Below are 22,696 nucleotides of genomic sequence, written 5' to 3' on the forward strand. Positions count from 1 at the left end.
GGAACCGGCGGGGTGTACGGACGTTCAGCCGGATCTGGCTAGAGCTTCTCGATCGGCGCGATCTTGATGAGCAGCTTCTTGCGGCCCGCGGAGTCGAACGCGATCTCGGCGATGCGCTTCGCGCCCTGTCCGGTCACCGCCGAGACGGTGCCCTCGCCGAAGTCGACGTGCTTGATCCGGTCGCCGGCGACGAGTTCCATGTCGCCGTTGTCGCGGACCTGGCCGGACACCCGGTTCGCCCACTCGGTCTTCGGGCGGGTCTTCGACGCAGCGGCCGCGCGGTCGTACGAGCCTCCGCCCCAGCCGCCACCGCCGCGGTAACCACCGCCACCGCCGCCGCCGATGCCGCCCTCGCGCTTCGCGTTGAGCGCCCGGGGCTGCGTGCCACCACGGCTGTTCGCCATGCCCGGCGACTGCTTCCACTCGATGAGCCCCTCGGGGATCTCCTGCAGGAAGCGCGACGGCATGGCGACGTTGACGTCACCGAACTGGGCGCGGGTCATCGCCAGCGACAGGAACAGGACCTTCTTCGCGCGGGTGATGCCGACGTAGAACAGCCGGCGTTCCTCCGACGGACCACCCGGTTCGTTCGCGGACATCCGGTGCGGCAGCAGGTCTTCCTCGACCCCGGTCAGGAACACAGCCTCGTACTCCAGCCCCTTGGCCGTGTGCAGCGTCATGAGCGACACCGTGCCGGACGAGTCGTCGAGCTCGTCCGCCGCGGCCACCAACGAGACCTCGGTCAGGAAGTCCGTCAGCGTGCCCTCGGGGTTGTTCTTCTGGAACTCGCGCGTCACCGCCACGAGCTCGTCGATGTTGTCGGCCCGGGCGGCGTCCTGCGCGTCGGGCGACTTCCGCAGGTTCTCGAGCAGGTGGGAGCCGTCGAGCAGCTGGGTCAGGGTGTCGACGACCGGCTGCGTCGGGGCCTTCTCGGACACGGAGTCCAGCAGCGCCGCGAACTCGGTGATGGCGTTCCGCACCTTCGGCCCGAAGCCGAGCTCACCCGCGTGCCGCAGGGCATCACGCATCGTGGTCTCGTGCTCGTCGGCGTAGCGCTGCAGGGTCGTCTCGGTGACGGAGCCGATGCCGCGCTTCGGCACGTTGAGCACACGACGGAGCGCCATCGGGTCGGCGGGGTTCGCCACGGTGATCAGGTACGCCATGGCGTCCTTGATCTCGGCGCGCTCGTAGAACTTCGTGCCGCCGAGCACCCGGTACGGGATCGCGGCGCGGATGAAGATCTCCTCGAGCGCACGGGTCTGCGAGTTCGTCCGGTAGAACACCGCCATGTCGCGGTAGTCCATGCCGTCCTCGCGCAAGCGCTGGATCTCGTCGGCGACGAACTGGGCCTCGTCGTGGCCGGTGTACCCGGTGAAGCCGACGATCTTCTCGCCCGCGCCGACGTCGGTGAACAGGTTCTTCGCCTGACGGTCGAAGTTGTTCGCGATGACGGCGTTCGCGGCGTCGAGGATGGTCTGCGTCGAGCGGTAGTTCTGCTCGAGCAGGATCACCTTGGAGTTCGGGAAGTCGCGCTCGAACTCGACGATGTTGCGGATGTCGGCCCCGCGGAACGCGTAGATCGACTGGTCCGAGTCGCCCACGACGGTCAGGGACGCTCCGGCGATCGACCCGTCGCGCTCGCGCATGCGGGCGACGTGCTGGCCGGAGTCCTCGAGCTTGTCGACCTGGTCGACCGGCACCGGACGCGTGAGCTCGCGGATCAGGGAGTACTGCGCGTGGTTGGTGTCCTGGTACTCGTCGACCAGGATGAAGCGGAAGCGCCGCTGGTAGAGCGCAGCGACCTCGGGGAACGCCCGGAACAGGAAGACGGTCTGGCCGATGAGGTCGTCGAAGTCGAACGCGTTCGCCCGGCGCAGGTCGTTCGTGTACCGACGGAAGACCTCGGTGAACATGACTTCCTGCGGGTCGTTCACGTTGATGTTGCGCGCGTACGAGTCGATGTCCTGCAGCTCGTTCTTGAGCTTCGAGATCTTCGACGCCGCGGCGCCCACCGTGAGCCCGAGCGTGTCCGCCTCGAGGTCCTTGATGATCCGCTTCAGCAGGGCCTTGGAGTCGGCGGAGTCGTAGATCGTGAACGACTGCGCGAACCCGAAGCGCTCGGCCTCGCGCCGGAGGATGCGCACGCACGCCGAGTGGAACGTCGAGATCCACATGCCGTCGGACTCGCCACCCACCAGGGCCCGGACGCGCTCACGCATCTCGGCCGCGGCCTTGTTCGTGAAGGTGATCGCGAGGATCTGCGACGGCCAGGCTTCACGGTTGGCGAGCAGCAGCGCGATGCGGCGCGTGAGGACGCTCGTCTTGCCGGATCCGGCACCGGCCACGATCAGCAGGGACTCGCCGCGGTACTCGACGGCTTCCTTCTGCTGGGGGTTCAGACCCGCGGTGAACGGGTCTTCGTACGCACGGGCACCGGCGCCCGGCTCGGGCGTCGATTCGAAGGGGTCGAGCACGATCGTCATGTTCGGGACAGTCTAAGCGGGACCCCCGACAGCCGACCGGGCGAGGACCGCCAGGTCGGTGTGGTCCGCGAACACCCCGTCGAGGCCGGTCCGGATCACCGAGGTGTACCAGCGCTCCCAGTCGCCGAAGGCCGCGACGTCGCCACCGCGGCGCAGCGGCCCGGGCAGGAACCGGTTCTCCGGTCGGAGCGTCCACGTGTACACCGCGAGGCCCACGGCGTGCGCACGGTCGACGATCGCGCTCCGGACCGGCGTCGGGTCCTCGAGCGCGACGCTGTCCACCCCGGCCATCAGCGTGCCGAGGTCGACGCTGATGCCGTGGAACTCGGTCGCGAACGACGCGAGCGCGTCCTCGGAACGCTCCGCGGCGTAGGTGGGGGCGAGCGATCCGTGGGACGCGACCTCGTCGGCGGCACTGCCACGGGCCTCCTGGAGGTACACCAGCCGACCACCCGTGTGCCGCTCGCGCAGGTCGCGGAGCACGCCCTTCTCGAAGCTCTCGACCGTGAGCCGCTCGTCACGGCGCCACCCGGCGTCACCGAGCGTGCGGTCGACGAGTTCGCCCATCGGGAAGCCCGCGCGGTCGAAGAACGCCGCGTGCTTGACCTCGGCGACCAGCCCGACCGGACGAGGCGCGGCGTCGAGGATCGCGAGCAGGTCCTCGAGGCGCAGGATCGGCTCCTCACCGTCGTGCTCGGCCGACCCGGGCCGCAGGGCGGGCAGACGTTCCCGGGTGCGGAGCGTCTGCAGCTCGGCCCAGGTGAAGTCCTCGGTGAACCAGCCGGACAGGCTCTGGCCGTCGACGGTCTTCGTCGTGCGCAGGTGCCGGAACTCCGGGTGGTCCGCGACGTCGGTGGTGCCGGACACCTCGTTCTCGTGGCGGAGCACGAGCACGCCGTCCTTCGTGGGCACCAGGTCCGGCTCGATCGCGTCGGCACCGAGCTCGATGGCGAGTTCGTACGCGCTCCGCGAGTGCTCGGGGCGGTAGCCGGACGCACCGCGGTGGGCGATCACGAGGGTCATGGCGCGACCCTACTGGGCCAGGGTGACGGCGGACCGTCCTGTGTCGCGGGACACACGCGCCCGGCCGGAGCCCGTGCATCTCAGCATCGGCGCTGACCATCGCTGCATGACCGTCCGATCGCTCTCCACCGCCGTCGAGGCCAGGATCGACCGTGCCGCCCGCCGACTGCTCGACGCCGGGCACCAGCCGCACCGGCCCGTCCGGCTGTTCGTCACCGAGTTCCTGGTGTTCGGCGCGAAGCAGGCGTGGGCGTGCGCGTTCGGGGCGCTGCTGCTCGGTTCGATGGCCGTGGCCTCGCTGACCGTGCCGGCGGCGTTCCGGAACGACGCGCTGACCGTCGTGGCGGTGCTGCTGCAGCTCGGCATGCTCGTGTTCGGGCTCGAGACCGTGCGGGAACTCCGGGTCGTCCTGCTCTTCCACGTCGTCGGCACCGCCATGGAGGTCTTCAAGACGCACATGGGCTCGTGGTCGTACGAACCCGGCGGGCTGTTCGTCATCGCCGGGGTCCCGCTGTTCTCCGGGTTCATGTACGGCGCGGTCGGGTCGTACATGGTCCGTGTGCACCGCCTGTTCGACCTGCGGTTCGACCGGTACCCGCGGCAGTGGCTGCTCGCCGTCGTCGCTGCCGGCGTGTACCTGAACTTCTTCGGGCACCACTTCCTGCCCGACGCCCGCTGGGTCCTGCTCGCACTCGTCGTGCTGCTCTTCGCCCGCACGACCATGCACGTCCGGATCCACCGATCGACGATGCGCATGCCGGTGCTCGTCGCCATGGGACTCGTCGCCGTGTTCATCTGGTTCGCCGAGAACGTCGCGACCTGGGCCGGGGCCTGGAGCTACCCCGCGCAGCTCGCCGTCTGGCACCCGGTGGCCCCGACGAAGATCGTGGCGTGGTTCCTGCTCATGACGATCTCGGTCGCGCTCGTCACCTGGCTCTACCCGGCGCTGCCGTCCGGCTCGGCGCGTTGGACGGCGGACTCTCGACGACTTCGAGGCGCGCGCGCAGCGGGTGCCCATAGGCTGCCGTCGTCAGGGCCTCCGGGCCCGCGTCCGCTCGCCGCGAATCCTCAGCCTTCCGCGACCGAGCGCACCTAGGCTGAGAGGACTCATATCTCCTAGGAAGAGGACACCATGGCCTTCAAGCCCGGTTTCGACCAGTCCCCCGCCTTCAACGCCCAGGGACCCAACACCTGGGGCGGGCGTGGCGCTGGTCAGCAGCAGGCCGGCTGGGGACAGACCCCGCAGCAGGCACAGGGCGGGATGACCCCCGAGCAGCTGCAGTACATGTACGACCGCCCGGCGGCATCGACGGTCGACACCGACCGCATGTCGTACGAGGACACCATCGTCAAGACGCTGCTCGCCTTCGGCGTGCTGCTCGTCGGTGCGGTGGCCGGTTGGAACCTGCCCCCGATCGTCTGGATCGTCGGCGCCGTCGTCGGGTTCGTCCTGGCGCTCGTGAACACCTTCAAGAAGAAGCCGTCGCCGGGTCTGGTGCTGACGTACGCGTTCTTCGAAGGCCTGTTCGTCGGCGGGATCTCGAACTATTTCCAGACCGCGTTCCCGCAAGCGGACGGCATCGTCGCGCAGGCGGTCTTCGGCACGCTCGGGGTGTTCGGCGTCACGCTGCTCCTGTTCCTGTCGGGCAAGGTCCGTGCGACCCCGAAGGCCACCCGCTTCTTCCTGATCGCAATGGTCGGGTACATGGCGTTCTCGCTGGTGAACCTCGTCCTGATGTGGACCGGCGTCACCAGCACGGCCTTCGGGCTCATGGGGACGACGATCTTCGGTATCCCGCTCGGCGTCCTCATCGGCATCTTCGTCGTGGTCATGGCGGCGTACTCGCTGATCCTCGACTTCGACCAGATCAAGACGGGCGTCCAGCGCGGCGCTCCGAAGATCTACGCGTGGACCGCGGCGTTCGGCCTCATCGTGACGCTCGTGTGGCTGTACCTCGAGATCCTGCGCATCCTCGCCATCGTCGCGAGCAGCGCGCGCAACTAGCACCACCGCGTCCACGAAGGGCCCCGGCGCTGCCGGGGCCCTTCGTCGTTCCCGGGGCGCTGTGGGGGCGTGGGGCTGTGGGGCCGTGACGACTCGCCGTCCCTGCGGCGCTGAGGTTCCACGACATGCCGCCAGTCCGACGCCGAGGTTCCACTGGCGCCCCGGGGGAGGCTCGAGATGCCGAGATTTCGGAACCTCGGGGACGCCCGACGCCCGACGCACGCGCACGCCGCCCCGGACGCGCGGAGGCCCGGCACGCAGGGCGTGCCGGGCCTCCGGTCGTTCAGGGGAGCGTCACTCCCACTCGATCGTCCCCGGCGGCTTCGACGTGACGTCGAGCACGACCCGGTTGACGTCGGGCACCTCGTTCGTGATGCGGTTCGAGATCTTCGCGAGCACGTCGTACGGCAGGCGCGTCCAGTCCGCGGTCATGGCGTCTTCCGACGAGACCGGACGGAGCACGATCGGGTGCCCGTACGTGCGACCGTCACCCTGGACGCCCACGGAGCGGACGTCGGCGAGCAGGACGACCGGGCACTGCCAGATCTCCCCGTCGAGGCCCGCTGCGGAGAGTTCCTCGCGCGCGATCTTGTCGGCGGCGCGGAGCAGCTCGAGCCGCTGCTTGTCGACCGAACCCACGATGCGGATGCCGAGCCCCGGTCCGGGGAACGGCTGGCGGCCGACGATGACCTCGGGAAGACCGAGCTCGCGACCGACGGCACGGACCTCGTCCTTGAAGAGCGCACGGAGCGGCTCGACGAGCTCGAAGGTCATGTCCTCGGGCAGGCCGCCCACGTTGTGGTGCGACTTGATGTTCGCGGTGCCCGCTCCGCCGCCGGACTCGACGACGTCGGGGTAGAGGGTGCCCTGCACGAGGAACTTGACCTCGCCGTCGTCACCGTCCCCACGCGCCTCGAGCACGAGCGCCTCGGCCGCGGCCTCGAACGTGCGGATGAACTCGCGCCCGATGATCTTGCGCTTCTGCTCGGGGTCGCTCACGCCGGCGAGGGCGTCGAGGAACTGCTGCTCGGCGTCGATCGTGATGAGCCGGACACCCGTGGAGGCGACGTAGTCCTCTTCCACCTGCTTGCGCTCGTCGGCGCGGAGGAGCCCGTGGTCGACGAAGACGCAGGTGAGCTGATCACCGACGGCCTTGTGGACGATGGCTGCGGCGACGGCGGAGTCGACACCGCCGGACAGGCCGGCGATCACACGGTTCGACCCGACCTGGGCCTGGATCCGGGCGACCTGCTCGTCGATGACGTTGCTCGAGTTCCAGTCGCCGGGCAGACCGGCGGCGCGGTGCAGGAAGTTCTCAAGGACGGCCTGGCCGTGCTCGGAGTGCTTCACCTCGGGGTGCCACTGCACGCCGTAGAGCTTGCGCTCGTCGGACGCGAACGCCGCGACGGGGGTCGACGCGCTCGACGCGAGGACCTCGAAGCCCTCGGGGGCCTTCGCCACGGAGTCGCCGTGCGACATCCACGTGACCTGGGACCCCGGCTGCCCGCCGAGCAGGACGCTGTCGGTGCCGCTGACGTCGACGGACGTCGCGCCGTACTCGCGCAGGCCGGTGTTCGCGACCTCGCCTCCGAGGGCGGTCGCCATGGCCTGGAAGCCGTAGCAGATGCCGAGCACGGGGACGCCGAGGTCGAGGATGTCGCCGTCGAGGGACGGTGCACCTTCTTCGTACACGGACGACGGACCACCGGACAGCACGATGGCTGCGGGGTCCTTCGCGCGGATCTCCTCCGCCGTGATGGAGTGCGGGACGATCTCGCTGTAGACGTTCGCTTCACGGACCCGACGCGCGATGAGCTGCGCGTACTGGGCCCCGAAGTCGACGACGAGGACGGGACGCTGTTCGGTCTCGCTCACCGAGCGGCCTCCTTCTCACGCTGCTGGGCAGCGATCAGCTCGTGGTAGGTGTCCATGGCCTTCTGCTGCATGCGGTGTTCGACCACGAAGGACATGAACGGGATGATGCCACCGAGGGCGATGAGCAGGAAGCGGGAGGGCTTCCAGCGCATGATGCTCCACAGACGGAAGTCCGTGAAGAGGTAGAGGACGTACAGCCAGCCGTGCGCGATGAGGATCGCGATCGACAGGTTGAACGTGCCGGGTGCTTCACCGGCCGTGCCGTTCGGCACGAAGAACGGGCCGTTGCCGAGCTGCATCTCGAGCTGGAGCGGCGTGTACTTGATGATGACCTCGATCACGAGGGCCAGCAGCAGCACACCGGTGATGTACGCGGAGACGCGGTACCACTTCACCGCACCCGGGATCTTCGGGATGTCGCGGGTTCGGACGGTCAAGGCCATGACGACCAGCCTACCGTCGGTCCGCGAGGGCCCCGTCGACGCTGAGGGCAGCCTCACGCCGCTCCTCTTCCTCGCGCTCCCAGGCGTCCTTCACGAACCGGTACCAGAGGAACACCGCGAAGCCGGCGAAGACGACCCACTCGATCGCGTAGAACAGGTTCAGCCAGTCGAACTGGACCTCGCGCGACGGCGCCCGGTCGGCGATGGTGCCGAGGTCGGCGGCCTGCGCGGTGGCACCGTCGGCGACGACGTACCCGAGGTACATCCGGTCGTCGAACGCCTTCCACGTGTTCACGAAGCGCGCGGGTGCCACGGCGGAGTACTCAGCCTGCTTGTAGGTGTCCTGGTCGGGCGACTCGGCGGGGTAGTACCGGCCCTGCACCGTGAGCGTCTGCCCGTCCGTCAGGCGGTCACCACCGGCGACGGCGGCCGACCGTTGGTCGGACCACCCGATGACGACCGGGAGGCTCGCCCCACCATCCGAGTCCACCAAGTGTCCGACGGTCTGGTACGTCCCACCCCCGGTGCGGCCGGTCAGGATCGTGGTGTCGCCGGCGACGAACGTGCCGGTGACGGTGACCTTCTGGCCGGCGATGGTCTCGCTCGCGGGTTCTTCCGGGGCGGTGACCGCCTCGAGCGTCTTGCGGGTCTCGGTGGTCGCCGGCAGCGGCTTGCCGTTGGCGATGCTCCGCTCGAGCTGCCACTTGCCCAGCCCGGCGAACACCGCCGCGAGCACGAGCGCCAGCAACAGCAGCGCGATCCACCTCGGTCGTCGGGCAACGGCCCACATCTGTATCAGTACTCCGGATCGCGCTGTCGGACCGGACGCTCGGGGCGCTCGGTGGGGATCTCGACGGGCGACGTGACGGGTTCGTCGGTCGCCTCCGGTGACCCATTCTCCTGCTCGTCCCTGCCAGCGGCCTCCACGAGCGCGAACTCCTCCGCGAACTGGCGGTCCCGCTCGGCACGGCGGACCGCGGCGGCGGACGCTGCTTCGGCTTCCTCGGCCTCTGCCGCCTCGGCGGCGGCAGCCGCAGCGACCGCACGGCGACCACCGAGTCGTCCGCGCAGGCGGGCGAGGCGGGCGGGGCGCACCACGAGGCGGCCGATCCGCTCCGAGTTCACCGCGAGCAGCGGCCCGAGGATCGCCATGACGAGGACGTAGAGGCCCGCGAACGCGGTGATCCGGGCCTCCAGTCCGGCGGCAGCCGAGAGCGTCGCGAGGATCAGCGCGAACTCGCCACGGTTCACCAGGATGACGGCGGTGTTGATCCCCTGTTGGACGTTGAAGCCGTTCATGCGCGCGACGATCTGCCCGGCGACCGCGTTGAGCACGACCGTCATGCCGATCGCACCGAGGACCGGCCAGAGCACCTCGCCGAAGGTCGACAGGTCGAGGCCGAGGCCGAAGTTCACGAAGAAGAACGCGGCGAAGACGTCACGCATCGGCAGGGCGAGCTGTTCGATGCGGTCGCGGTACCGGGTGGCGCCGCAGAGCAGCCCGATGACGAACGCGCCGATGGCGTCGGTCACGCCGAGCAGGTCGCCGATGCCACCGAACATCACGGCGAGCCCGAAGAACAGCACCGTGAAGAGTTCGTCGTCACGCGTCGCGAAGATCTTCGACACCCACTTGCCGGCGAACCGGGCGAGCGTGAACATCACGATGAGGAAGCCGAACGCGAGCGCGAGCTTGCCGACGACGGCCCAGGCGTTGGTGTCGCCGGACAGCACGACGGAGACGATCGCCAGGTAGACGGCGATGAAGACGTCCTCGATGACCGTGACGCCCAGGATCATCGGGGTCTCGTCGTTCGCGAGTCGTCGCAGCTCGATGAGGAGCTTCGTCACGATCGCGCTCGACGAGGTGGCCGTCATGCCGGCGATGATCAGGGCTTCACGGGTGCCCCAGCCGAGCGAGAACCCGAACGCGAACCCGACGCCCATGTTGATGACGACGTAGGTGCCGCCGGACACCAGGAGTTTGCCGGCGTTGCCGTAGAACTCCTCTTGGTCGAACTCCAACCCGAGGTTGAACAGCAGCAGGATGAGCCCGAAGGTCGCGATGAGCTCGATCGTGTGCGACTCGACGTTCAGGCCGATCCACGGCGTGTGCGGGCTCGCGATGAGCCCGACGATCATGTAGATCGGGATCGCCGGCAGACCGATGGTCTTGCCGAGCCGCCCGAGCACGTAGGCGATGACGAACAGCACCCCGATGGTGAGCAGTTCACCGCCCAGGTGCATGCGCTAGCTCTTCCGCGGGGCCTCGGCCGATGCGGCCGCAAGCTCTCCGCTGCGGTAGAAGGAGAAGGCCTTGGCGACCTTCTCGGGGGAACCGGCGACGACGATGGTGTCACCGGGGAAGACGACGAAGTCCGGCGAGGGTGCCGGGTTGGCGCTGTCGCCACGGACGACGGCCACGACGGTCAGGCCGATGAAGCCGGAGTCGTGCAGGTCACCGAGCGGCTTGCCGGCGATCGCGTCGTCGTAGTCGACCGAGAACCAGTCGATGGACAGCCCGGGGATCTCGTCGAGCTTGTCGAGGCCCTCGGTGATCCGGGTGCCGCCCAGGAGTTCGGCGAGGGTGTGCGCCTCGTCCTCGCTGAGACGCAGCGAGACCTTCTCGGACTTGTCCGCGCCGTCGGAGACGTCGGCGAACGAGATGAGGTCGGAGTGACCCGACCGGTGCGTGATGACACCGCACTTGCCACCGTCGTCGGTGTAGAAGCTGTGCAGCACGCCGACTCCGGGGAGTTTGACGCGATGGACGTCGACCATGATGGCTCCCTTTTCGAGTACGCCCATGCTAACCACCGCACGGCCCCGCGCATTCCGGTCGCTACTGTTCTGTGGATGGGGAGAACTCGGATCGTCGTCGGGGTCGTCGGGACGCTGGTCGTCACGCTGTACGCGGGGTTGCTGGCGCTCAACGCGCTCGTGCTCGATCCGCTCGGCGCGGTGCCGGGGCAGTCGCTCGGTGCGATCTACGGCCACCTCGACGCGCAGGGGTACCGGGTGCGGACCGACGTCGTGGCCGTGCTCGTGATCGCGGCGGTCGGCATCGCGTTGGCGGTCACGGTCCTGATCGTGACGCTGGTCCGGAGGACGACGGCACACGTCGCCGCCGCCTGGCTGCTGGCCATCGTGGCCGCCGGCGCCGTCCAGGTGTTCGGTTCCGGTTTCAAGCTCGGGATGGACGTGGCCGACGGCTACGGCATCGGCGGCGAGGACCACACCATCTGGGCCGGTGTCCTCTACGTCACCAGCCTCGTCGCGCTGCTCGCGATCCCGGTCGTGCTCGTCGTCGGCGAGCGACGCCGTGGCCGCGCCGTGTCGGGGACGCTGGCCGCCTGACGGACGCACCACGGGCCTCCCGTCCGGAAGCCCGTGGCCGCGTCCGCAACGCGCGGTCGCTACTCCGGCTCGCTCGTCTTCTCCCCCACCACCTGCTCGTCGGACGCCTTCGCGCCCTCGGCGCCGCTGCTGCGGCCGCCGCCCACGACGACGTCGTCCTCGTCGAAACCGAACGCGATGTCCGGCGCTTCCAGCCGCACGCGGTCGGCACTCTCGTCGTCGGGCTGCAGCTGCGACTCGCGTTCCGCGGCCACGCGCTTCAGGTAGTTCGACACCTCGTGCTCGGTGGTCTCCTGATCCCAGCCGAGCACGTCGGCCATGAGCTTCGCGGCGACCGGGGCCGCCGACTCACCACGGTCCCAGGCCTCGATCGAGATGCGGGTGCGGCGGGCGAGGACGTCCTCCAGGTGCAGGGCCCCCTCGTGCGAGGCGGCGTAGACGACCTCGGCACCGATGTAGTCGTCGGCTCCCGGCAGCGGCTCGGCCAGGGCAGGGTCGTGCTCGACGAGCTGCAGCACCTCGGTGGCCAGGGTGCCGTAGCGGTTCAGCAGGTGCTCGATGCGGACCTTGTGCACGTTGAAGCTGCGGGCGGTCCGTGCGCGACGGTTCCACGCGGCCGGGTACCCCTCGGCCCCGAGCAGTGGGATGTCCTCGGTCGTCGACGCCGGGATCTTGCCGTCCATCGCGGCGACGGCCTCGTCGATGGCGTCCTTGCCCATCACCCGGTAGGTGGTCCACTTGCCGCCGGCGACCACCACGAGCCCGGGCACCGTGTGCGCCACCACGTGTTCGCGGCTGAGCTTCGAGGTCTGGTCGGACTCCCCCGCCAGCAGGGGACGGAGGCCGGCGTAGACGCCCTCGACGTCCTCACGGGTGAGCGGGACGCGGAGCACCTTGTTGACGTGCTCGAGGATGTAGTCGATGTCGGCCGCGGTCGCCGCCGGGTGCGCCTTGTCGAGGTACCAGTCGGTGTCGGTCGTGCCGACCAGCCAGTGCCGGCCCCACGGGATCACGAACAGCACGCTCTTCTCGGTGCGCAGGATCATGCCCATGTTCGACTGGAACCGGTCGCGCGGGATGACCAGGTGCACGCCCTTCGACGCCCGCACCTTGAACTGCCCGCGGGTGCCGATCATCGCCTGGGTGTCGTCGGTCCAGACGCCCGTGGCGTTCACGACCTGCTTCGCGCGGATCTCGAACCGTTCGCCGGTCTGGATGTCGTGGGCCTGGGCGCCGACCACGCGCTCCCCCACCTTGATGAAGCCCTCGATCCGGATCCGGCTCGCGGCGTGCGCACCGTAGGACGCCGCCGTGCGGACGAGCGAAGCGACGTAGCGGGCGTCGTCGACCTGGGCGTCGTAGTAGGTCATGCCGCCGACGAAGGCGTCCTTCTTGAGCGACGGCATCGAACGGAGCACCTGCGTGCGGCTGAGGTGCCGGTGGTGCGGGACCCCGGGCGGACGACCGCCGGACCAACTGAAGGCGTCGTACATCGCCATGCCGATGCCGATGTAGAACCGCTCCCACACGCGGTGGTTGAGCGGGTACAGGAAGCGCACCGGCTTCACCAGGTGCGGGGCGATCCGCTGCAGCAGCAGACCGCGTTCGATGAGGGCCTCGCGCACGAGCCCGAAGTTCAACTGCTCCAGGTAGCGGATGCCACCGTGCACGAGCTTCGACGAACGGCTCGACGTGCCGGAACCCCAGTCACGAGCCTCGACGATGCCGACGGTCAGGCCACGGGTGACGGCGTCGAGCGCACTGCCCGCACCGACGATGCCGCCGCCCACGACCAGGACGTCGAGTTCCTTCGTCTTGAGGGTCTCGATCGCCGCCGCGCGTTCGTCGGGGCCGAGCTTGGCCGCGGGGTCGAATCCCGCCCCCGGCACGACGTCGCCAGGACGTCCGGCCGAACTGGTCTGCTTCGTGGTGCTGGACTTCGCCATCGTCGCCTCCGGGTCACGGTCGGCGCCGAAGCGTCACCCGCGTCGGTGCGCGGGTGCCACCAGGATCACTGGTGGTACGGCGCCACGACCACTTCTACTCGCTGGAACTCCTTGACGTCGGAGTATCCGGTCGTCGCCATCGAGCGGCGCAGCGCACCGACGAGGTTGGCGCGGCCGTCGAACGTCGGGGTCGGGCCGTTCAGCACGTTCTCGAGCGGGGCGATCGTGCCCACCTCGACCCGGCGGCCACGGGGCAGCTCCGGGTGGTGCGCCTCGGCACCCCAGTGGAAGCCGCCACCCGGTGCCTCGGTGGCACGGGCGAGCGCGGTACCGAGCATGACGGCGTCCGCACCGACCGCGATCGCCTTGACGATGTCGCCGGCGGTGTCGAGACCGCCGTCGGCGATGACGTGCACGTAGCGGCCACCCGACTCGTCGAGGTAGTCACGACGCGCACCCGCGACGTCGGCGACCGCGGTGGCCATCGGCGCGTGGATGCCCAGCGCGGCCCGCGTGGTGGACGCAGCACCGCCGCCGAAGCCCACGAGGACACCGGCGGCACCGGTGCGCATGAGGTGCAGCGCCGACGTGTACGTCGAGGCACCGCCCACGATCACCGGGACGTCGAGCTCGTAGATGAACTTCTTGAGGTTGAGGGGCTCTTCGTTCTGCGACACGTGCTCGGCCGAGACCGTCGTGCCGCGGATGACGAACAGGTCGACACCGGCGTCGACGACCGTCTTCGAGAACTCCTGCGTGCGCTGCGGGCTGAGCGAGCCGGCGACCGGCACCCCGGCGGCACGGATCTCGGCCAGGCGCGCGGTGATCAGCTCCGGCTTGATCGGCTCGGAGTAGATCTCCTGCATGCGCTTGGTGACGTTGCCGTCGGTGAGCGACTTGATCTCGTCGTAGTAGGGCGTCGGGTCCTCGTAGCGGGTCCACAGCCCCTCGAGGTCGAGGACGCCCAGGATGCCGAGCTTGCCCATCTGGATGACCGTGGCCGGCGAGGACACGGAGTCCATCGGCGCGGAGAGGATCGGCGACGCGAAGGTGAACGCGTCGATCGACCACTGCACGCTGACGTCGCGCGGGTCACGCGTGCGCCTGGAGGGGACCACCGCGATGTCGTCGAACGCGTACGCCCGACGTCCGCGCTTGCCTGCACCGATCTCGACTTCGCTCACCCGGCAAGCCTACCGGGCAGGTCCGGGGGCGTGCACGGACCAGACGGTGCGGACCGCGGCTGGCGGCCTCGCACCGTGCGAGGGGCGCCGCGCATGGTGCGGTCAGCGGGGGCGGCGCGGGGTCCGGCGTCGCTTGCGGAGCACCCGCAACACGAAGCCGAGCAGGAGCGCGAGCACCACGAGCACGACCAGGAGCGCAGCCGCCACCTTCACGAGCAGCGCCGCACCGACGAACAGCGCGACGAAGACCACCCACACCAGGGCGTCCATCGCGCCCGCCGACAGTCTCTGCACCTGCGGAACGATACCGACCCGGCGGACGCGGGGCGGGCCTCCCGTCAGAACCGGAGCCGGCCACGCACCGGGGTGGGCCAACAGACAACCGCATGCAGGAGCGGGGCCGTGCGGCGCGAAGCGACCACGCACGGCCCCACCCGTCGCGGATACCACCCCCACAGCGGTACCCGCAGTCGACACAGTGCGCTAGCGCCCCGCGTCGACGTCCTTGGCGAGCGTCCCGAGGTACAGCTCGATGACCTTCGGGTCGTCCGCGAGTTCCTTCCCCGTGCCCGAGTACGCGTTCCTCCCCTGGTCGAGCACGTACCCACGATCGCAGATCTGCAGACAGCGTCGCGCGTTCTGCTCCACCATGACGATCGACACACCGGCCTTGTTGATCCGGCGGGTCCGCAAGAACGTCTCGTCCTGCCGCACCGGGGACAGCCCGGCACTCGGCTCGTCGAGCAGCAGCACCTTCGGGTCCATCATCAGCGCACGTGCCATGGCGACCGACTGCCGCTCGCCGCCGGACAGGGACCCCGCCCGCTGGCCGCGGCGCTGCGCGAGCACCGGGAACAGGTCGTAGATGACCTCGAGGCGCTCGGCGAACTTGCGGGGCCGCAGGTACAGCCCCATCTGCAGGTTCTCCTCGATGGACAGCGACGGGAACACGTTGTTCGTCTGCGGGACGAAGCCGACGCCGGCCTGCACGAGCTTGTTCGCCTTGAGGTTCGTGATGTCCTCACCCTGCAGCGTGACCGACCCCTCGCGGATCGACACGAGACCGAACAGGGCCTTGAGCAGCGTGGACTTGCCCGCGCCGTTCGGCCCGATGATCCCGATCAGCTCGCCGGGGTAGCAGTCCAGGTCGCAGCCGTTCAGGATGTTCACCCCCGGCAGGTAGCCGGCGACGAGGTTCTTCGCGCTCAGCACCGGCTCGCGTTCCAGCGTGGCGGTGCTCGCCTTCGGCGCTTCCGGACTGGAGGCGCTGCTCGCGTTCGTGGGGTCGACTGCGTCCGTCATCGGGTCTTCTCCTCTGCTGCTGCGTCCGCCGCGTCTTCTTCCGCGACTTCCTCCGCCAGTTCCTCGAAGGTCTCCTCGGTGAGGAGCGAGTCGTCACCCAGGTCGGTGTCGTGGTGCGCACCCAGGTACGCGTCGATGACCGCCTGGTCGTCCATCACGGTGTCCGCCGGCCCCTCGGCGACGACCTTGCCCTCGGCCATCACGACCACCCAGTCCGAGATGTGCCGGACCATGTGCATGTCGTGCTCGACGAACAGCACGGTCATGCCGTCGTCGCGCAGGGACTGGATGTGGCCGAGCAGCGACTGCGTCAGCGCGGGGTTCACGCCCGCCATCGGCTCGTCGAGCATGATCATCGTCGGGTCGGACATCAGTGCCCTGGCCATCTCGAGGAGCTTCCGCTGGCCGCCCGACAGCGAACCGGCGTAGTCGTCCGCCTTGTCGTCGAGCTTGAAGCGGGCGAGGAGGTCCTCGGCTTTCGCGGTGATCTCCCGCTCGCGCTTCGCCCACACCGGCTTGATCAGCGCGGCGAAGAAGTTCTCGCCGGGCTGGTCGCGGGCGCCGAGCAGCATGTTCTGCATCACGGTGAGCCGCGACAACGCCTTCGTCAGCTGGAAGGTACGGACCATGCCGCGGTTGGCGATGTGGGTCGCGCTGGTCTTCTGCAGCGTGGCGCCGTTGAACTGCGTCCTGGCACCGGGGCTGGGCTTGTCGAAGCCGGTCAGCAGGTTGAAGAAGGTCGTCTTGCCGGCGCCGTTCGGGCCGATCAGGGCGGTGATGGAGCCGCGCTGGACCTCGAGGTGGTCGACGTCCACGGCGGTCATGCCGCCGAAGTGCCGGGTGACGCCGTCGACCGTGAGGATCGGGTCGGCCTTCGTGTAGCCGTAGGTCTCAGACACTGAACGTCAGCTCCTTCTTGTTGCCGAGCAGGCCCTGTGGGCGGAACACGATCAGGAGCATGAGCGCGACGCCGACGAGCACGTACGAGAACTGCTCGGCCTGCTGGGCGTTCATGATCGAGTCGGGGATGAAGTCGCCGGCCAGGGTGCGGATGAAGAGCCGGACGACGAAGAACAGCACTGCGCCGAGCACCGGACCGAACACCGTCGCGGCACCGCCGAGGATGAGCGCCGTCCAGATGAAGAACGTCATCGAGCGGCCCATGGCGTCCGGTTGCACCGAACTCGGCAGGACGTAGATGATCCCCGCCAGCGCTCCGAGCGCACCACCGAAGACGAGTGCCTGCATCTTGTACGAGTACACGTTCTTACCGAGGGAGCGGACGGCGTCCTCGTCCTCGCGGATCGCCTTCAGGACACGGCCCCAGGGGCTGCGCATGAGCAGGAAGAGCACGAAGGTGAACAGCGCGACGAGGGCCCAGGCGGCGATGCGGATCCACCAGCCGTTGACGCCGTTGTTCGCGTAGGTGAACCAGAGGATGGTCGTGGTGCCGTCCGGCAGCGGGCTCAGGGCGGTGAACGGGTCGCGGTAGCTCGACCCGGTGATGCCGTTGGAGCCACCCGTCGTCGTGGTCAGCAGGCTGGAGCGGCCGACCATGCGGATGATCTCGGCACCCGAGATCGTCACGATCGCCAGGTAGTCGCCGCGGAGCCGCAACGTCGGGACGCCGAGGATGATCGCGAACACGATGGCGACGAGCAGGGCGATGAGCACGGCCATCACGAACGGCAGCCCGTTCGTGATCGAGATCGCGAAGCCGTAGGCGCCGAGCAGCAGGAACGCCGCCTGGCCCATGTTCACGAGCCCGGTCAGGCCGAAGTGCACGTTCAGTCCGATGGCCGCCAGGGCGAACGCCGCCGTGGTCGGGGCGAGAGCCTCCTGGGTGAGCGAGGACAGCAGGTTGAGGATGTAGTCCATGCGCGTGCTCCCTTAGCCGACCCGCTCGGCGCGGCCGAAGATGCCCTGCGGCCGGAACAGCAGGATGAGGATGAGGATGACGAGGGCGGTGGCGTACTTGAAGTCACCGGGGAGCACGAGGTTCGTGAGCTCGACGACGACGCCGATGATCATCGACCCCACCAGCGCGCCGTAGGCCGTCCCGAGACCACCGAGGGTCACCGAGGCGAACATGAGCAGGAGCAGCTGCAGGCCGGTCTGCCAGTTCACGCCGTTCAGCACCAGGCCGAGCATCACGCCGGACAGGCCGGCGAGACCGGCGGCGAGCGTCCACACGAACCGGATGACCCGGTCGACGTCGATGCCGGATGCCGCGGCGAGCGCCGGGTTGTCCGACACCGCGCGGGTGGCCCGGCCGAAGCGGGTCTTCGCCAGGAACAGGCCGGTGGCGATCAGGACGACCAGCGCGATGCCCATCGCCACGTAGGACTGCACCGTGAGCGTGACCCCGGCGAACCGGACGGTCTCGGGGTTGCCCTGCTGGATGCGGACGGTCGCGGCGCCGAAGAAGTACTGGAACGCGTACTGGGCGGCGATCGACAGACCGATCGTCACGATCATGAGCTGCGTGAGGCTGATCCGCTTGCGCCGCAGTGGCCGCCAGATCCCGGCGTCCTGCAGGTACCCGGTCGCCGCGCACAGCAGCGTGACGACGATGCCGGTCACCCAGATGTTCCAGCCGAGCTGGTTCGCGAACACGTAGGCAAGCAGTCCGCCGAGGGTGACCTGCTCGCCGTGCGAGAAGCTCGACAGCCCCGTCGTGCCGTAGATGAGCGAGAGGCCGATCGACGCCAGCGCGATGAGCAGGCCGAGGCGGATCCCCGAGGCGAACTGCTGCCAGGCCCGCTGCGGGCTGACGCTCGACGAGTCCGTCGTGGTGGTGGCGCCCTTCTGGTCGGACAGCTGGAAGATCTGCCCGACGTTGGCGTTCAGGGTCGCCTGGACCTTGCGTTCCGCGTCCGCCGCGTTCGTCAGGTACTGGCCCTTCGGCAGGGTGTCCTGGTCGACGCTCACGGTGTACTCGCCGGCCTCGTCGACGCTGACCGACCAGCGGCCGTCGGCGTTCGTGGTGGCGGTCTCGGCGAAGCCGCCGGGCCCGGCGACGTCGACGTCGACGTCGTCGGCCGGTTCCCGCTCGGAGTCGGTGATCGTGCCCTGGATGCACCCGTTCGTCGGGCTGACGGTGCAGGCCTGGCTGGTCGCCGGTGCCGACGTGGCACTGAAGGCCGGCAGGGTGACCGCCCAGTCGATCAGGAAGGTCGCCAGGAACGCGGCGACGAGCACGGCCGCCAGGACCGGTCGTCGCCGGGCCTGGCGGAGGCGGAACAGGCGCGGCTGCGCCCGTCCCGGAGGAGTGATGGATCCCACGGAAGAGCCTCTCGTTCGGATGTCGAGTGACGCTATGGGGATTGTGTGACACCCGTGTTTCCAACTCGTTCCCGCTGTGAGTCGTCGCGCAACCGTGACCTGTGTGGAGGAGAGCCGCGATCCGTTCTCCCAGGCGGAACGCGGAATAGCGGGACGGCCCACGCGCGTTACCATGTCCTATCCGGAACCCGCCGTTGCGTTCTCGGTGTCTCGACCACTTCACTCGCCCACGAAGGGGACCCATGGACCAGCCGGATCCGTTCGGATTCATCGGACTCACGTACGACGACGTCATGCTCCTGCCGGGGCACACCGACGTCATCCCGAGCGAGGCGTCCACCGCGTCCCGGCTCACCAGGCGGATCTCCGTCAACGTCCCGCTGCTCTCCGCAGCGATGGACACCGTCACCGAAGCCCGCATGGCCATCGCCATGGCGCGGCAGGGTGGCATCGGGATCCTCCACCGCAACCTCTCCATCGAGGACCAGGCGGCCTACGTCGACAAGGTCAAGCGCTCCGAGTCGGGCATGATCACCAACCCGGTGACCACCACCCCGGACGCCACCGTGGCCGAGGTCGACGCGATCTGCGGACAGTTCCGGGTCTCCGGCCTGCCCGTGGTCGAAGCGGACGGCACCCTCGTCGGCATCATCACCAACCGCGACATGCGGTTCGTGGCGACGTTCGAGCAGTCGACCACCTTCGTGCGCGACGTCATGACCAAGGCGCCGCTGATCACCGCGATGGAGGGCATCGACCCCGAAGAAGCCATCGCGATCTTCGCGCAGCACAAGATCGAGAAGCTCCCGCTGGTGGACGCCGAGGGCAAGCTCCGCGGCCTCATCACCGTCAAGGACTTCGACAAGAGCGAGCAGTACCCGGACGCCACCAAGGACGACGAGGGCCGACTGCGCGTCGGTGCCGCGATCGGCTTCTTCGGCGACGCCTGGCAGCGTGCCGAGGCCCTGCGTGACGCGGGCGTCGACGTGCTCGTGGTCGACACCGCCAACGGCGAGAGCGAAGGCGTGCTCGACATGGTGCGCCGCCTCAAGGCCGACCCGTCCTTCGCGGACATCGACGTCATCGGCGGCAACGTCGCGACGCGTGCCGGTGCGCAGGCGCTCATCGACGCCGGTGTCGACGCCGTCAAGGTGGGCGTCGGACCCGGCTCGATCTGCACCACCCGCGTCGTCGCTGGCGTCGGCGTCCCGCAGGTCACCGCCGTGTACGAGGCGTCCCTCGCTGCGCGCGAGGCCGGCGTGCCGATCATCGCCGACGGTGGCCTGCAGTACTCGGGCGACATCGCCAAGGCCCTGGTGGCCGGCGCCGACACCGTCATGCTCGGTTCGCTGCTGGCCGGCACGGACGAGTCCCCCGGCGACCTGGTCTTCGTGGGCGGCAAGCAGTTCAAGGCGTACCGCGGGATGGGCTCCCTGGGCGCACTGCAGACCCGCGGCAAGAAGACCTCGTACTCGAAGGACCGCTACTTCCAGGCGGACGTCCCCAACGACGACAAGCTGATCCCCGAGGGCATCGAGGGCCAGGTGCCCTACCGCGGCTCGGTCGGCAACGTCGTGTACCAGCTCACCGGTGGACTCCGGCAGTCGATGTTCTACGTCGGCGGCCGCACGATCCCGGAGCTCAAGGCCCGCGGCAAGTTCGTCCGCATCACGGCTGCCGGGCTCAAGGAGTCGCACCCGCACGACGTCCAGATGGTCGTCGAGGCACCGAACTACCGCAGCTGAGCCGACTGCACCCCGAACGCCCCGCTCCCCACCGGAGCGGGGCGTTCGTCGTCCGCCGGCAGTAGTGTCACGGCATGGTCAGCGCCGTCTCCCACACCACGATCGACTGCCGTGACGCCTTCGCTCTGTCGGAGTGGTGGAAGCAGGTCCTCGGCTACGTCGACATCGCCGACGACCCGAACGGCCCCGGGCACGAGGAGTGCATGATCACCGCTCCCGACGGCTCGCACCAGGTGCTGTTCATCCAGGTGCCCGAGGCGAAGTCCGTGAAGAACCGGATCCACTTCGACCTGCGTCCCACCGACCGCACGCGCGATGCCGAGGTCGAGCGGCTGCGGGGCATCGGTGCGACCGAACTCGCGGACCTCCGACACGACGACGGTGGGTGGGTCGTGTTCGCCGATCCGGAGGGCAACGAGTTCTGCGTGCTGCGTTCCGTGGCTGAACTCGACGGCTGACGCGCGGGCTGCGCGGCTCGCCGATCCCTGATCCTCCGCACAGAAACGATCACGGCTCGGTAACGAAACACTTTCCGTACCGCCCCGTCACACGGGCGAAACACCGGGACCCTACGTTTCTCGACATCCAGTGGAGGCGCCGCGTTCGACCCGAAGCGGCACGGCCTCCGCGCAGAGAAAGGGCTCCACGGATGATCAGAACCACCCGTGCCACCACGGCACTGGCGTTGGCAGGCGCAGCAGCCGTCCTGCTCGCCGCGTGTTCCACCACCAGCAGCGGCGACTCCCCGTCCAGCTCGGCGTCGAGCGGTGCGAAGAAGGACCCCGCCGCCAGTTGCAAGGCCCCCGACACCCCCAGCACCGATGCGCTGAAGATCGGCACGATCCTGCCGCTCACCGGTTCGCTGGCGTACCTGAACCCGCCGGCCGAGTCCGGTGTCGGCCTCGCGGTGAAGGACATCAACGCCGCGGGCGGCGTCCTCGACAAGGACGTCACCATCGACCCGGCGACGGACTCGGGCGACAGCAACGACATGACCGTGTCGAGCTCGGCGGCGACGAAGCTCGTGAACGCGAAGGTCCCGGTCGCGATCGGCGCCGAGTCCTCGTCGGTCACGCTCAACGTCATCGACCAGCTCACCAGCAACTGCATCGTCGAGATCTCACCCGCGAACACCGCGAGCGACCTGTCCGGCTACTCGTCGTACTACTACCGGACCGCTCCGCCGGACTCCGTGCAGGGTTCGGCACTCGGTCAGCTCGTGACCGGTGACGGCAACGCCAAGGTCGCGTTCCTCGTCTTCAACGACACCTACGGCACGGGCCTCCGCAACTCGGTGCAGTCCGCGGTCGAGGCCTCTGGTGGCCAGGTCGTCTACGGCGGCAAGGGCGAGGGCCAGGAGTTCCCGCCCGGTCAGACCACGTTCTCGTCCGAGGTGACGGCCGCACTCGCAGCCAAGCCGGACGCGATCGTCGTCCTGGCCTTCGACGAGACGAAGTCGATCATCCCGGAGCTCGTTTCGCAGGGGAACACGGCGAAGATCTACATGTCCGACGGCAACACGGCCGACTACTCGAAGGACTTCGACAAGGGCACCCTGACCGGCGCCCAGGGCACCATCCCCGGTGCCTCGCCGAAGGACGACTTCAAGAAGCAGCTGTCCGCCTTCTACAAGGACTCGTCGAACAAGACGCTCGCCGACTACTCGTACGCGGCGGAGTCCTACGACGCCACCGTCCTCGCCGCCCTCGCCGCGGTGAAGGGCAAGGGCACCGACTCGGGCACGATCCAGGCCAACATGGCCGCGGTCTCCGGAGCGGACGGCGGCACCGAGTGCGCCACGTACAAGGAGTGCGTCGCGCTCCTCGACGACGGCAAGGACATCCACTACACCGGCCCGTCCGGCATCGGTCCGTTCGACGACAACAACGACCCGTCGAGCGCCTACATCGGCATCTACAAGTTCGACGGCGACAACAAGCCCGTCTACCAGAGCGCCATCCAGGGCGCGGTCAAGAAGTAGGGCACCGGCTCCACCTCACGAAAGCGACAGTTCCCTGCGGATCATCGGCAGGGAACTGTCGCTTTCG

General features: G+C 69.0%; 20 protein-coding genes. 6 read left to right on the forward strand and 14 right to left on the reverse strand.

The genetic code is table 11. From position 1 onward, the window contains the following. Nucleotides 1-38 precede the first annotated feature (38 nt). Nucleotides 39-2,483: an ATP-dependent helicase gene (locus M4960_RS08790; protein ID WP_123936935.1), complete on the reverse strand. Its 2,445-nt coding sequence runs from the start codon at nt 2,481-2,483 to the stop codon at nt 39-41. Nucleotides 2,484-2,495: 12 nt separating this feature from the next. Then, a complete protein-coding gene (locus tag M4960_RS08795; RefSeq protein WP_123293190.1) occupies nt 2,496-3,506 on the reverse strand; it encodes a glycerophosphodiester phosphodiesterase family protein in 1,011 nt (336 codons plus the stop codon). 106 nt (nt 3,507-3,612) lie between these two features. Here M4960_RS08795 and M4960_RS08800 point away from each other — a divergent pair, with 106 nt between their 5' ends. Both M4960_RS08800 and M4960_RS08805 read left to right on the forward strand, forming a co-directional pair. Then, nucleotides 3,613-4,602 carry a DUF817 domain-containing protein gene (locus M4960_RS08800; protein ID WP_248704053.1) on the forward strand — a complete coding sequence of 330 codons (990 nt, stop codon included), beginning with the start codon at nt 3,613-3,615 and terminating at the stop codon, nt 4,600-4,602. A 36-nt stretch (nt 4,603-4,638) separates the two neighbouring features. Beyond that, nucleotides 4,639-5,511, forward strand: a complete 873-nt coding sequence (locus M4960_RS08805) for a Bax inhibitor-1/YccA family protein (protein WP_123936937.1) — start codon at nt 4,639-4,641, stop codon at nt 5,509-5,511. Nucleotides 5,512-5,805: 294 nt separating this feature from the next. Here M4960_RS08805 and guaA read toward each other — a convergent pair whose 3' ends face one another. Genes guaA through M4960_RS08830 form a run of 5 tightly spaced genes read right to left on the reverse strand, consistent with a single transcriptional unit; the run spans nt 5,806 to nt 10,610 of the window. Further along, the gene (gene guaA, locus M4960_RS08810; RefSeq protein WP_111083415.1) at nt 5,806-7,386 is read right to left on the reverse strand and encodes a glutamine-hydrolyzing GMP synthase; all 1,581 of its coding nucleotides are present in this window, start codon (nt 7,384-7,386) and stop codon (nt 5,806-5,808) included. Then, nucleotides 7,383-7,829, reverse strand: coding sequence for a DUF3817 domain-containing protein (locus M4960_RS08815; RefSeq protein ID WP_111083416.1), 447 nt, complete (start codon nt 7,827-7,829; stop codon nt 7,383-7,385). Before M4960_RS08815 ends, guaA begins: the two co-directional genes overlap by 4 nt. Nucleotides 7,830-7,839: 10 nt before the next feature. After that, entirely contained in the window at nt 7,840-8,619 is a 780-nt protein-coding gene (locus M4960_RS08820; RefSeq protein ID WP_123671443.1) for an SURF1 family cytochrome oxidase biogenesis protein, read from the reverse strand. Nucleotides 8,620-8,624: 5 nt separating this feature from the next. After that, entirely contained in the window at nt 8,625-10,076 is a 1,452-nt protein-coding gene (locus M4960_RS08825; protein WP_132099123.1) for a cation:proton antiporter, read from the reverse strand. 3 nt (nt 10,077-10,079) lie between these two features. After that, a complete protein-coding gene (locus M4960_RS08830; RefSeq protein ID WP_071260110.1) occupies nt 10,080-10,610 on the reverse strand; it encodes a cation:proton antiporter regulatory subunit in 531 nt (176 codons plus the stop codon). A gap of 75 nt (nt 10,611-10,685) precedes the next feature. Between M4960_RS08830 and M4960_RS08835 the strand changes: the two genes are divergently transcribed. Continuing rightward, on the forward strand, nt 10,686-11,186 hold the full coding sequence (locus tag M4960_RS08835) for a hypothetical protein (RefSeq protein WP_248704054.1): 501 nt from the start codon (nt 10,686-10,688) through the stop codon (nt 11,184-11,186). A 59-nt stretch (nt 11,187-11,245) separates the two neighbouring features. On the opposite strand, the gene M4960_RS08840 is transcribed toward M4960_RS08835, so the two are convergent. The 7 genes from M4960_RS08840 to M4960_RS08870 all read right to left on the reverse strand — a co-directional run bounded on the left by M4960_RS08840 (nt 11,246) and on the right by M4960_RS08870 (nt 18,903). Beyond that, nucleotides 11,246-13,132, reverse strand: coding sequence for a glycerol-3-phosphate dehydrogenase/oxidase (locus tag M4960_RS08840; protein WP_131921083.1), 1,887 nt, complete (start codon nt 13,130-13,132; stop codon nt 11,246-11,248). A gap of 65 nt (nt 13,133-13,197) precedes the next feature. After that, on the reverse strand, nt 13,198-14,316 hold the full coding sequence (locus M4960_RS08845) for a GuaB3 family IMP dehydrogenase-related protein (protein ID WP_123339491.1): 1,119 nt from the start codon (nt 14,314-14,316) through the stop codon (nt 13,198-13,200). Between the two features lie 102 nt (nt 14,317-14,418). After that, nucleotides 14,419-14,610, reverse strand: coding sequence for a hypothetical protein (locus tag M4960_RS08850; protein WP_173168917.1), 192 nt, complete (start codon nt 14,608-14,610; stop codon nt 14,419-14,421). A 189-nt stretch (nt 14,611-14,799) separates the two neighbouring features. Further along, nucleotides 14,800-15,618: an ABC transporter ATP-binding protein gene (locus M4960_RS08855; RefSeq protein ID WP_123293180.1), complete on the reverse strand. Its 819-nt coding sequence runs from the start codon at nt 15,616-15,618 to the stop codon at nt 14,800-14,802. Beyond that, a complete protein-coding gene (locus tag M4960_RS08860; protein ID WP_123293178.1) occupies nt 15,615-16,517 on the reverse strand; it encodes an ABC transporter ATP-binding protein in 903 nt (300 codons plus the stop codon). Before M4960_RS08860 ends, M4960_RS08855 begins: the two co-directional genes overlap by 4 nt. Next, entirely contained in the window at nt 16,510-17,496 is a 987-nt protein-coding gene (locus M4960_RS08865; RefSeq protein WP_123293176.1) for a branched-chain amino acid ABC transporter permease, read from the reverse strand. Before M4960_RS08865 ends, M4960_RS08860 begins: the two co-directional genes overlap by 8 nt. A gap of 12 nt (nt 17,497-17,508) precedes the next feature. Further along, on the reverse strand, nt 17,509-18,903 hold the full coding sequence (locus tag M4960_RS08870; RefSeq protein WP_235035783.1) for a branched-chain amino acid ABC transporter permease: 1,395 nt from the start codon (nt 18,901-18,903) through the stop codon (nt 17,509-17,511). 242 nt (nt 18,904-19,145) lie between these two features. On the opposite strand from M4960_RS08870, the gene guaB reads away from it, so the two are divergent. From guaB to M4960_RS08885, 3 genes are all read left to right on the forward strand, one after another. Then, nucleotides 19,146-20,648 (forward strand): IMP dehydrogenase, encoded by a 1,503-nt coding sequence (guaB, locus tag M4960_RS08875; RefSeq protein WP_123293173.1) that lies wholly within the window; start codon nt 19,146-19,148, stop codon nt 20,646-20,648. A 74-nt stretch (nt 20,649-20,722) separates the two neighbouring features. Continuing rightward, nucleotides 20,723-21,106 (forward strand): VOC family protein, encoded by a 384-nt coding sequence (locus tag M4960_RS08880; protein ID WP_123293171.1) that lies wholly within the window; start codon nt 20,723-20,725, stop codon nt 21,104-21,106. Between the two features lie 191 nt (nt 21,107-21,297). Continuing rightward, nucleotides 21,298-22,629, forward strand: coding sequence for an ABC transporter substrate-binding protein (locus tag M4960_RS08885; protein WP_248704055.1), 1,332 nt, complete (start codon nt 21,298-21,300; stop codon nt 22,627-22,629). The last annotated feature ends 67 nt before the right edge of the window (nt 22,630-22,696 follow it).

The sequence above is a fragment of the Curtobacterium sp. MWU13-2055 genome, assembly GCF_023242305.1.
Lineage (GTDB): Bacteria > Actinomycetota > Actinomycetes > Actinomycetales > Microbacteriaceae > Curtobacterium.